Origin of the sequence: Mesorhizobium sp. M00.F.Ca.ET.216.01.1.1 (assembly GCF_004010325.2) — a bacterium.
In the GTDB taxonomy this organism is placed as follows: Bacteria; Pseudomonadota; Alphaproteobacteria; order Rhizobiales; family Rhizobiaceae; genus Mesorhizobium.
Genome location: NZ_SADR02000010.1, coordinates 210,652 through 220,824, shown reverse-complemented (window position 1 = coordinate 220,824; position 10,173 = coordinate 210,652). Strand labels below are relative to the sequence as shown.

The window sequence follows — 10,173 nt, the reverse complement described above, 5'->3', positions numbered from 1 at the left end:
GCTCTCCTGATCCCATCATGCGGCGGCCCAAGCGCCGACCGCGAAGAGAAGCGAGTGACCCGCGGAACGGTCCGAGAAAAAGTGCAGGAGCACCTTGACCACGACGACCCCAATCAGAGAGGACTCTTATGTCAGGCAGGAACCACTAGGTTTACACATTGAACGAATTGAAGCGGTGAGCAACACTTCGATTACGGACAGCGTGGCTACTCAGTTCAACGTCTCGAAGGAAGCAGTTGCCTGTTTTTTCAGTCATCGCTCGATTTGGAAGGAAATCGCTAATGGGTCTGACAAGTTCGCGGCAATTTTTGAAGACGATGCACATTTTTGCGCTGATCTGCCAAATTTTTAAATAGTACGTCGTGGATACCGGCTGATGCCGACATTGTTCATCTGGAAAAGTTGGGAAAAAGGTTTGTCGGCGTCCATACCGGACAGAAAGCCTTGGACAGAACGCTGTATCAGGCGATCTCCCAGTACGCAGGAACAGCGGGCTATATCATTTCCCGCGAATGTGCCGCGGAGCTGTACACCACTTTCACGGAGATCAATCGCGAGTTCGATCAGCACCTGTTCAATGACGGGATGCCCGGTTTGAGGGTTTACAAAATCGGTCCCGCGCTATGCAAACAGGACCGGTTCACAGGCATCCCACGTTTCGCATCGGTGATCGTGCGCCCTAAGAGGCCAAGACGTGTTCTCACTCCTGCAAAGGTGTTGCGGGAGGCAGCAAGAATCTACGATAGGCTGGCTTCCTTCATCGTCCGCTCTTTGAGGCTTCGCCGCCCCACGCTCATTGTTCTCAAGATCAAATAACACACAACAATTTGTCGGCGCTTTTTACTTCTCCGACACGCCGGCCTCAGCAAAGCTTGCCATGCGGGCATGGCATTCGAGCGCCGAGCGGACGACGTTGACGGCTAGGCAGGCGCCGGAGCCTTCGCCGAGCCGCATGCCGAGATCGAGCAGCGGCGGCAGGTCGAGCGCCCCGAGCAGACGGCGGTGGCCGGATTCGGCCGAGACATGGGCGGCCAGCGTGTGGGCAAGGCCGGCCGGGTGCAGTCTCGCAAGCGGTGCGGCGGCGGCGGTACAGACGAAGCCGTCGAGCAGCACCGGCACGCTATTATGGCGGGCGGCCAGCGTCGCGCCGAAGATAGCGGCGAGTTCGCGGCCGCCAAGGGCTGCCGCCATCTTCAGCGGATCGGCGAGCGCCCCGGCGTGGCGCTCGAGCCCGGCCTCTATGGCGACGATCTTGCGCTTCAGGCCGGCATCATCGACGCCGGTGCCGCGCCCGGTCCATTTTTCTGCGCCACCGCCAAACAAGGCAGCCGAGATGGCTGCGGCCGGCGTGGTGTTGCCTATGCCCATTTCGCCGAAACAGACGAGGTCGAGATCATTCGTCACCGCGTCGTAGCCGGCCGAGACAGCGGCGAGGAAGGCGTGATCGTCCATCGCCGGCTCTTGCGTGAAGTCGCCGGTCGGGTGATCGAGATCAAGCGGGATGACGTCCAGCTCCGCGCCGGCGATGCGGGCCAGCTGGTTTATGGCGGCACCGCCACCGGCGAAATTCGCCACCATCTGCACGGTGACTTCCGACGGATAGGCCGACACGCCCTGTGCGGTAACGCCGTGATTGCCGGCGAAAACGAAGACCTTGACGCGGTCGAGCTGCGGCATGTCGCGGCCCTGCCAGCGCGCCAGCCAGGCGGCGATGCTTTCCAGCCGGCCAAGGCTGCCTTGCGGCTTGGTCAGCGTGTCCTGGCGGCGGGCGACGGCATTTGCCGCGGCGTCGCTGCCGGCGGGAAGGTGAAGGCAGGCGGCGCGCAGTTCATCAAGCGATTTGAAGGGCATGGGGGCAAAATCTCCGAAAGAGTCAGGAAAGGGAAACGGAAGCGACGAGCAGGATTGCGATCTCGCCAAGCTGCTGCAGGGCACCGACCGTGTCACCGGTCTGGCCGCCGATCTGGTTGAGGCACAGCGTGCGGAAGGCGAAAAACAGCAAGCCGAGCAGGGCGAAAGCGAAAACGGCACCGCCGGGACCAAGCGCCAGCAACGCGACGGCGCCGAGCACGCCGCCGAGAACAGCGGTTTCAGCCGAAACAGCGCCCGCGCCAGCCGAAAGGCCGTCGCTGCGGGCCGGCGGAAGCAGATGCATCAAGGCGCCGAGCAAGCCGCGCGAGGCGGCATGCGCGGCAATCAGACCGAAGAGGACTTGCGCCGGAGTGGCGAATTGCGAAAGCACGCTCCAGCGGATCAGCAGCGAGATGCCGAGCGCGCAGGCGCCATAGGCGCCGATGCGGCTGTCGCGCATGATCTCCAGTTTCTTCTCGCGCGTCTTGCCGCCTCCAAAGCCGTCGGCGACGTCCGAAAGCCCGTCCTCATGCAGGCAGCCGGTGGCGAGCAGGGCTGCGGCAAGCGCGAGTGCTGCTGCCGGGCCGGCGGCGAGGCCAAGCCTGGTGCCGACCGCATAGAGCACGGCGCTGATCAGGGCGACGGCAATACCGGCTACGGGTGCTGCCCAGATCGCGCCGGCAAGGCTGCGGCCGCGAAAGTCGGCGCCGGGCAGCGGCAGCCGGGTGAAGAAGACGAGGCAGAGCGAGATGTCGTCGAGGATTTGTCGTGGCGAAAGGGTCATTCGCCTCTCGCAATGGCATGGAAAAAAGTGCCGCTGACGTTGCGGCGCCGGTAGCCCGACGCGCCGAGCGGATTGCCTTGGCCGTCGGCAAGGTCGGCCAGCGGCTCGTCATTGCCGGTCGAAATCATCTGCGCATAGTGGAATTCATGGCCGCGGATCAGTGTGCCCTGGGCCCCCAGAGGGCATCCAGCGCGCAGCCGTGCCTCGCGGTAGCCAAGGTTCATCTTCCGCCTGGCAAAGCTGGTCGAATGGCCAAGCAGGCCAAGCATCCTGTGTGTCTCGCCTGACGCGTCTTCCAGCGCCTCGCCCAGCATCATGAAGCCGCCGCACTCGCCATGCACGGGACGCGTCTCGGCAAATCCAGCCATGCCCGCCCTGAAATTCGCGGCGGCGGCAAGGCGGCCGGCATGAAGCTCGGGATAGCCGCCGGGCAGCCAGCAGACATCGCAATTGTCGGCGGGTGCTTCGTCGGCGAGTGGTGAGAAAGGGATGATCTCGGCGCCGGCCTTGCGCCAGTGCATGGCGACATGCGGATAGAGGAAGGTGAAGGCGGCATCCTCGGCCAGTGCGATGCGTTGGCCGGGCGGCGGCAGGGCATCGCCGAAATCGCCCGGCGCGGGTGTAAACGGCGCCGCCAGCGCCATGATGGCATCGAGGTCGAGCGAGCGTTCGACCATGTCGGCCAGGTGGTCGAGATGCGCCATCAAATTTTCGTATTCGCCGGCCTGGACGAGGCCGAGATGGCGCTCCGGCAGGTTGAGCGTCGGGTCGCGCAGGATGGCGCCGACGACCGGCAGGCCGAGCGCTTCGATGGCATCGCCGCAGAGCCGGCGGTGGCGCTCGCTGCCCAACCGGTTGAGAACGACTCCGGCCATGCGCACGTCCGGATCATAGGTGGCAAAGCCCTTGGCGACGGCGGCTGCCGTGGTCGACTGGCCCGAAACGTCGAGCACCAGCAGGACCGGCAGGCCGTAGAGCCGCGCGAGGTCGGCAGCCGAGCCGGAACGGCCTTCGGGCGCCGGAATGCCATCGAACAGGCCCATGGCACTTTCGAGGAAGACGAAATCGGCGTCCTCCGTTGCTTCGCCGGCCAGCGCATTGAGCAGGGCAGGTGGCATCGCCCAACTGTCGAGATTGACCCCGGACAAGCCCGTAGCGGCGGTGTGGAAGCCGGGGTCGATATAATCTGGTCCGGACTTGGCGCCGCGCACCTTCAGGCCGCGCCGCGCAAGCCCGCGCAAAATGCCGATGGTGACGCTGGTCTTGCCAGAGCCCGAGCGCGGCGCGCCGATGATGATGGCGCGGGTCATGGCTCGCCCGCCAATGCCGCGCGCATCGCGACGATGCCGCCGACGACGATCAGCGCCGGCGAGGTCAACCCGGCTGCGGCCGCTGCCTCGGCGATGGTGGCGAGCGTGGCGACGACGATGCGCTCCTGCGGCGTCGTTGCGGCGACGATCACTGCCGCCGGCGTCGAGGGTGCCATCCCACCCTCGAGCAGGGAGGCCGCAATCAGCGGCAGATTGGCCATGCCCATATAGACGACGACAGGCTGGCCGGTGCGGGCGATCGCCGCCCAGTCGAGATCGTCATCGGTGCCGGCGGCATGGCCGGTCGCCAGGATCATCGCCTTGTTGATGCCGCGCATGGTCGCCGGTATGCCGGTTGCCGCAAGCGCGCTGAGCCCCGACGTGAGGCCGGGCAGGACGCGGAACGGGATGTTTTCGCGCGCCAGCGCCAATGCCTCCTCGCCACCGCGCCCGAAGAGATAGGGATCGCCGCCTTTCAGCCTGACGACACGGCGGCCTTGCCGTGCCAAACGCACCAGCAAAGCGGTGATGTCGCCCTGCTTCATCGACGGCTGGCCGCCACGCTTGCCGACATAGAACAGTTCTGCGCCCTCGGCGACCGCTACTAAGTCAGCCGAGACCAGCGCGTCGTAGACGAGCGCGTCGCACTGCCCAAGCGCGGCCAGCACTTCCAGCGTCAGGCAACCGGGATCGCCGGGGCCGGCACCTGCCAACCAGACATGGCCGGTGTCCAGCTGGCGCGGCTTGAAGTTCAGCCGCGCGAGCGCCTGCTCGACCCTGGCGTTTCCGCTGTTGTTTTTGGGGCTGCCGCTCACAATCCGTCCCGTCCGCGAAAACGCCGCTGGTAGTGGGCGTCGTAAAGTGAACTCTCGCCAAAACCTTCCGCCGCCAGCGAGCTGCCGATGAAGATGATCGCCGTGCGCTCCATCGGGTCAGCAGCCAGTTGCGCCTCGATGGTCGCCAGCGTCCCGGTCAGCACGCGTTCATCCGGCCAGGAGGCGCGGAAGACGACCGCCACAGGACAGTCGGCGCCATAGAACGGCGTCAGTTCGGCGACGACGCGGTCGATGGCATGGATGGCGAGGTGGATGGCGAGCGTGGCACCGGTGCGGCCGAAGCCGGCCAACGTTTCGCCGCGCGGCATTTTCGAGGCGCGGCCGGAGATGCGGGTCAGCACCAGGCTTTGCGCAACCTCGGGAATGGTCAGCTCGCGGCGAAGCGCTGCCGCGGCGGCGGCGAAGGACGGCACGCCAGGCGTCAGCGTGTAGGGGATGCCGTGCTTGTCCAGCCGGCGGATCTGCTCGGCAACGGCACTCCACACGGAGAGATCGCCGGAGTGAAGGCGAGCCACATCATGGCCGGCTTTGTGGGCCGCTAAATACTCCGCCTCGATCTCGTCGAGCGACATCGGCGCGGTGTCGATCAGCTTGGTGCCTGGCGCGCAGTGCTGCAACAGCTCAGGGGCGACAATCGAGCCGGCATAGAGGCAGACCGGGCAGCTTGCCAGCAGCCTGCTGCCGCGCAAGGTGATGAGGTCGGCGGCACCGGGGCCCGCGCCAATGAAATGGACGGTCATGCTGCATCTCCACTGATGGCGATGGCGCAAGTGACCGGGCCGAGCACGGTGCGCGGGCCAAGCAGTTTCGCGCCTCTGCCTGCGGCGGCAAGGGCGGACGCTTCCGAAACCGATGGCGAACCGGCATGCTCCTGCGACAGATCGGAGCGGCTGATCGTGCCGGGCGACGCGGACTTGAGCGCTTCGCCCTCGACGACGATGACCGGAAGGGCGAGTTCGCGTCCTGCCGAGAAGATTGCGTCTTCGTCCCGTTTGAGAGAAGCGGTTGCGAGCGCCGAAAGTGCTGTCACTGCCAGTCCATGCGTTTCCAATGCTGTCTCCACCGCCGCAAGCACATCCCTTGCGCTGATGCCTTTGCGGCTGCCGATGCCCGCGACCATCATGGCTTCACCCAGCTCCATTGGGTGACCGGCATGGCCGACCGCCAGGCCTGCATCGATCCGACCGGCGCCGCGCGCGACAATGCGATGCGGGTGAGATCGCCGCCGAGCGAGGCGTGACGGGCGAGAAGCAGCGCCTCCATCTCCAGCGTTACGGCATTGGCGACGAGCCGGCCTGCGGCGGGCAGGGCATCCATCGCCGTTTCCAGCACACCGGCATCGCTGCCGCCACCGCCGATGAAGATCGCCTGCGGCGTTTCGAGGCCGGCTAGGGCCTGCGGAGCGGCACCTTCGACGATCACCAGGCCGGGAACACCGCAAGCAGCAGCGTTGCGGCGGATGCGGGCAGCGCGGGCCGGGTCGGCCTCGACGGCAACGGCGCGCATCGACGGGTGGGCCAGCATCCATTCGATGCCGACCGAGCCCGATCCGGCGCCGATGTCCCACAGCAATTCGCCGCGCCTGGGGGCGAGGGTGGACAGGGTGATGGCGCGGATTTCGCGCTTGGTGATCTGGCCGTCATGCTCGAACAGGTTGTCGGCAAGACCTGTCGTCAGCGGCAGGATACGTGCTTGCGGCGATGATTCAATTTCGAGCGCCAGCACATTGAGCGGATTGATGTTCTCCAGGTCGAAGGCGTGGGCCCGCGCCGAGCGTAGCTTTTCGTTCGGGCCACCCAAGGCCTCTAGAACCGTTAGTTGCGAGGCGCCGAAGCCGAGTTCGGTCAGCAAGCGCGCAATCGCTGCAGGTGCATCGCCGTCCGATGTCAGGACGAGAATGCGGGTGCCGGTGTGCAACAGCGGCCGGATCAGGTCGAGCGAGCGGCCATGCAGCGACACGGTTTCGACATCCTGCAGCGCCCAACCGAGGCGAGCGGCAGCCAGCGAGAAGGCCGAAGGCGCGGGAATCACATGCATGTCCTGGGAAGGGATCTTGCGGGCCAGGGTGACGCCCACGCCGTGGAAGAATGGGTCGCCGGACGCCAGCACGCAGACTTTTTTGCCGCCGAGCGCCAGCACATCGCGCATCCCGGTATCGAAAGGAGCTGGCCAGGCGCGTGCCTCGCCCTTGGCGAGCGATGCAACGAGAGCAAGGTGGCGGCTGCCGCCGAAGATGAACTCAGCCTCGGCAATGCGCCGCTTGGCCTCGTCGCCGAGACCCGCTACACCGTCCTCACCGATACCGATGATTGTGAGCCATTTCTGCGTTGGCTGTTTGTTTGACATGCCGCGCTGCCCCTTATTCGCCGGCCGGCACCCTCTCCCCGTATAGTGACGGGGAGAAGGGACTTGGGGGCAACGCTGGCGAATCCCTCTCCCCGTTCTTCACGGAGAGAGGGTAAGGGTGAGGGGCAATCGAACGCGACGACCCATCATGATGCCAATGAAGAACATTCTGATCCTCGGCGGAACCACCGAAGCCCGGCAACTGGCTGGAAAGCTGGCTGCGCGCGCTGGTCTTTCGGTCACGCTGTCGCTGGCCGGCCGCACCGAAAATCCGGCTGCGCAAGGTGTGCCCATTCGCATAGGAGGATTTGGCGGCGCCGATGGACTGGCTGCCTATCTGCAGGAGACGATCACAGACCTGCTGATCGACGCCACCCATCCCTATGCGGCGCAAATCTCCGCCAATGCGGCGGAAGCGGCGCGCAGGAGCGACGTGCCGATCGTCGCGCTGCGGCGCCCCGGCTGGATGCCTGCCGAAGGCGACCGCTGGACGCTGGTCGATACCGTTGCCGGGGCGGTGAAGGCATTGGGATCGGCGCCGCGCCACGTTTTCCTGGCACTCGGCCGGCAGGAGGTCACGGCCTTCGAGGCCGCCCCCCAGCACCATTACCTGATCCGCAGCGTCGACCCGGTCGAACCAAGACTTGGCGTTCCCGATGCAACCTATCTGCTGGCGCGCGGGCCATTCCTCGAATCCGACGAAAACGCCCTGCTTCGGCAACACCACATCGACGTCGTCGTTTCCAAGAACAGCGGCGGTGAGGCGACCTACGGCAAGATCGCCGCGGCGCGGGCGTTGGGAACCGAGGTGGTGATGATCCGCAGGCCGGCGCTGCCGGAGGTGGCGTCGGCCGAAACCGTCGAAGCGCTTGCCGTTATGGTCGATCATCTTCTCGAGCCCGCTGCCGAACGCGGCGTGTAGACGAGCGCGGACTTGTCACCGCGCCTGATGATCCGGGTTTCTGGCGAGCCGATGATGATGCAGGTCGCCATGTCGGCCTTTTCAGCATCGGCGTCGGCCAGCAGGCAGACCTCGATGCGTTCGTCCGGCCGGCCGGCGGCGCGGCCGAAAATGACAGGCGTGGTGCCCGGCAGGATGGCGGTCAGGCATTCGAAGGCGCGGCCGAGCTGCCAGGGGCGCGCTTTGCTGATCGGGTTGTAGAGCGCGATGACGAAGCCGGCGCCAGCGGCCGCAAGCAGGCGCAGCTCGATCAGCTCCCACGGCTTCAGATTGTCGGATAGAGAGATGGCGCAGAAATCATGGCCGAGCGGCGCGCCGATACGGGCGGCGACCGCGAGCATGGCAGTGATGCCGGGCACGATGGCGACGTCGACGGCGCGCCATTCGGCCGGCCCGGCCTCGATCGCCTCACAGACGGCGGCGGCCATGGCAAAGACGCCGGGATCGCCGCCGGAGACGATGGCGACGTTGTGACCTTCGGCGGCCTTTGCCAGTGCGTCGTTGGAGCGGGCTAACTCCTCGCGATTGTCGGAAGCGACGCGAGTCTGATCGGGGCGCAGGTCGAGCCGGTCGAGATAGGGTTTGTAGCCGTAGAAGAATTTTGCTTCTGCCACGGCGCGGCTCGCTTCCGGCGTGATCTGGTCGACATTGCCGGGTCCAAGGCCGATGACGGTCAGGCGGCCGCTCATGCTTCGGCTCCCAATGCAGCGGGCCGGCAGGACCAGCCGGCGACCAGCACGATGGCGAAGTAGGGCGCCTTGTCGTCCAGCTTGTCGACCAGCCGCATCGAGACGCCGCCCGGCATGGTGCCGCGCTCGACATAGACAGCGTTCGCGGCCTTGCCGGTCGCTTCCAGCGCTCGCCTGATCTTGGGCAGGTTGCGGCCGACTTTCATGATGACTGCGGCGTCGGTGTCGGCGAGGCGCCGCGTCAGCTCGAATTCGCTCATCGTGCCGGGCAGCACAGTCAGCACATCGTCGCCCTGGACGATCGGCAGCCCAGTCGCCGACCAGCAGCCAGACATGGCGGTCACGCCGGGAATGACCTCGGTCGGAAAGCGATGCGCCAGCCTGACATGCAGGTGCATGTAGGAGCCGTAGAAGAGCGGGTCGCCTTCGGACAGCACCGCGACCATCCTGCCGGCATTGAGGTGCTCGGCGACCTTCTCCGCCGACTCTTCATAGAAGTCAGTTATCTGCGACCGGTAATCGTTGTGATCCTTGTCGATTTCGGTGGTCACGGGATAGAGCAACGGCAGTTCTATCAGGTCGGGGCGGAAATGAGCGCCGACAATGGTCCGTGCATTGCTGTTGTTACCGCGCTTGGCGAAATGCGCGACGACGTCAGCCTCGGCCAGTGCGCGCACGGCTTTCAGCGTCAAGAGCTCGGGGTCGCCGGGACCGGTACCAACCCCGACAAGTCGACCCTTTGGCCGGTCGTTTGCAATCGCGTTCACAGGCCCGGCCTCGCCAGTGCGTTGAGTGCAGCTGCCGTCATGGCGCTGCCGCCCAGCCTGCCGCGCACGATGGCGTAGGACACGCCGTAGGAGTTTTCGGCCAGTGCATCCTTCGATTCGGCGGCGCCGACGAAGCCGACCGGCATGCCGATGATCGCTGCCGGCTTCGGCGCGCCGTCGCGCAATCTTTCCAGCAGGTAGAAAAGCGCTGTCGGCGCATTGCCGATGGCGACAACCGAACCGGCCATACGCTCGCCCCACAGGTCGATTGCCGCAGCCGAGCGGGTATTGCCGATCTGCTTGGCGATCTCAGCAGTCTGCGGGTCGCGCAGCGTGCAGATCACCTCGTTGGCGGCCGGCAAGCGGGCACGCGTGATGCCATGCGAGACCATCTCCGCGTCGCAGAAGATCGGCGCGCCGGCTGCTAGTGCGCTGCGTGCGGCGGCAACGAAATCCCCGGAGAAAACGAAGTGCCGCGCGGCCTCGACCTGTCCGCAAGCGTGGATCATGCGGATGGCGACATCGGCCTCGGCCTCGGAAAAGCGCGACAGGTCGGCTTCGGCGCGGATGATGGCGAAGGAGCGCTCATAGATCGCGGTACCGTCGTGAATGTAGTCGTAGGCGGCCAT

General features: G+C 65.8%; 13 protein-coding genes. 3 read left to right on the top strand and 10 right to left on the bottom strand.

Annotated elements, in window-relative coordinates; genetic code table 11:
- Positions 1-94: 94 nt before the first annotated feature.
- Positions 95-352 carry a glycosyltransferase family 25 protein gene (locus EN859_RS15640; RefSeq protein ID WP_127853788.1) on the top strand — a complete coding sequence of 86 codons (258 nt, stop codon included), beginning with the start codon at positions 95-97 and terminating at the stop codon, positions 350-352.
- Between the two features lie 14 nt (positions 353-366).
- Complete coding sequence (locus tag EN859_RS15635; protein WP_348632926.1) at positions 367-816, top strand: hypothetical protein; 450 nt, start codon at positions 367-369, stop codon at positions 814-816.
- A 24-nt stretch (positions 817-840) separates the two neighbouring features.
- Here EN859_RS15635 and cobT read toward each other — a convergent pair whose 3' ends face one another.
- From cobT to cbiE, 7 genes are read right to left on the bottom strand one after another with little or no spacing between them, the layout of a single operon-like run.
- Positions 841-1,851 carry a nicotinate-nucleotide--dimethylbenzimidazole phosphoribosyltransferase gene (gene cobT / locus EN859_RS15630; protein ID WP_127853786.1) on the bottom strand — a complete coding sequence of 337 codons (1,011 nt, stop codon included), beginning with the start codon at positions 1,849-1,851 and terminating at the stop codon, positions 841-843.
- A gap of 22 nt (positions 1,852-1,873) precedes the next feature.
- Entirely contained in the window at positions 1,874-2,635 is a 762-nt protein-coding gene (gene cobS, locus EN859_RS15625; RefSeq protein ID WP_127853785.1) for an adenosylcobinamide-GDP ribazoletransferase, read from the bottom strand.
- Positions 2,632-3,945, bottom strand: a complete 1,314-nt coding sequence (locus tag EN859_RS15620) for a cobyrinate a,c-diamide synthase (protein ID WP_127853784.1) — start codon at positions 3,943-3,945, stop codon at positions 2,632-2,634. Before EN859_RS15620 ends, cobS begins: the two co-directional genes overlap by 4 nt.
- Positions 3,942-4,760: a uroporphyrinogen-III C-methyltransferase gene (gene cobA, locus EN859_RS15615; protein ID WP_127853783.1), complete on the bottom strand. Its 819-nt coding sequence runs from the start codon at positions 4,758-4,760 to the stop codon at positions 3,942-3,944. The genes EN859_RS15620 and cobA overlap by 4 nt, the downstream gene beginning before the upstream one ends.
- Complete coding sequence (cobM, locus tag EN859_RS15610) at positions 4,757-5,521, bottom strand: precorrin-4 C(11)-methyltransferase (RefSeq protein ID WP_127853782.1); 765 nt, start codon at positions 5,519-5,521, stop codon at positions 4,757-4,759. Before cobM ends, cobA begins: the two co-directional genes overlap by 4 nt.
- Positions 5,518-5,904: a cobalamin biosynthesis protein gene (locus EN859_RS15605; protein WP_127853781.1), complete on the bottom strand. Its 387-nt coding sequence runs from the start codon at positions 5,902-5,904 to the stop codon at positions 5,518-5,520. Before EN859_RS15605 ends, cobM begins: the two co-directional genes overlap by 4 nt.
- Entirely contained in the window at positions 5,901-7,127 is a 1,227-nt protein-coding gene (gene cbiE / locus EN859_RS15600) for a precorrin-6y C5,15-methyltransferase (decarboxylating) subunit CbiE (RefSeq protein ID WP_127853780.1), read from the bottom strand. The genes EN859_RS15605 and cbiE overlap by 4 nt, the downstream gene beginning before the upstream one ends.
- Before the next feature lie 157 nt (positions 7,128-7,284).
- Between cbiE and EN859_RS15595 the strand changes: the two genes are divergently transcribed.
- Complete coding sequence (locus EN859_RS15595; RefSeq protein ID WP_127853779.1) at positions 7,285-8,049, top strand: cobalt-precorrin-6A reductase; 765 nt, start codon at positions 7,285-7,287, stop codon at positions 8,047-8,049.
- On the opposite strand, the gene EN859_RS15590 is transcribed toward EN859_RS15595, so the two are convergent.
- Genes EN859_RS15590 through EN859_RS15580 form a run of 3 tightly spaced genes read right to left on the bottom strand, consistent with a single transcriptional unit; the run spans position 8,013 to position 10,173 of the window.
- The gene (locus tag EN859_RS15590) at positions 8,013-8,777 is read right to left on the bottom strand and encodes a precorrin-3B C(17)-methyltransferase (protein WP_127853778.1); all 765 of its coding nucleotides are present in this window, start codon (positions 8,775-8,777) and stop codon (positions 8,013-8,015) included. The two genes, EN859_RS15595 and EN859_RS15590, sit on opposite strands and share 37 nt — an antisense overlap.
- Positions 8,774-9,544: a precorrin-2 C(20)-methyltransferase gene (locus tag EN859_RS15585; RefSeq protein ID WP_127853777.1), complete on the bottom strand. Its 771-nt coding sequence runs from the start codon at positions 9,542-9,544 to the stop codon at positions 8,774-8,776. Before EN859_RS15585 ends, EN859_RS15590 begins: the two co-directional genes overlap by 4 nt.
- Complete coding sequence (locus EN859_RS15580) at positions 9,541-10,173, bottom strand: precorrin-8X methylmutase (protein ID WP_127853776.1); 633 nt, start codon at positions 10,171-10,173, stop codon at positions 9,541-9,543. Before EN859_RS15580 ends, EN859_RS15585 begins: the two co-directional genes overlap by 4 nt.

Bases quoted from the DNA above. Each gene is read 5' to 3' on its own strand.
- cobT (WP_127853786.1), bottom strand. From the start codon at position 1,851: ATGCCCTTCAAATCGCTTGATGAACTGCGCGCCGCCTGCCTTCACCTT.
- cobS (WP_127853785.1), bottom strand. From the start codon at position 2,635: ATGACCCTTTCGCCACGACAAATCCTCGACGACATCTCGCTCTGCCTC.
- EN859_RS15620 (WP_127853784.1), bottom strand. From the start codon at position 3,945: ATGACCCGCGCCATCATCATCGGCGCGCCGCGCTCGGGCTCTGGCAAG.
- cobM (WP_127853782.1), bottom strand. From the start codon at position 5,521: ATGACCGTCCATTTCATTGGCGCGGGCCCCGGTGCCGCCGACCTCATC.
- EN859_RS15605 (WP_127853781.1), bottom strand. From the start codon at position 5,904: ATGATGGTCGCGGGCATCGGCAGCCGCAAAGGCATCAGCGCAAGGGAT.
- cbiE (WP_127853780.1), bottom strand. From the start codon at position 7,127: ATGTCAAACAAACAGCCAACGCAGAAATGGCTCACAATCATCGGTATC.
- EN859_RS15595 (WP_127853779.1), top strand. From the start codon at position 7,285: ATGAAGAACATTCTGATCCTCGGCGGAACCACCGAAGCCCGGCAACTG.
- EN859_RS15590 (WP_127853778.1), bottom strand. From the start codon at position 8,777: ATGAGCGGCCGCCTGACCGTCATCGGCCTTGGACCCGGCAATGTCGAC.
- EN859_RS15580 (WP_127853776.1), bottom strand. From the start codon at position 10,173: ATGGCCGCCTACGACTACATTCACGACGGTACCGCGATCTATGAGCGC.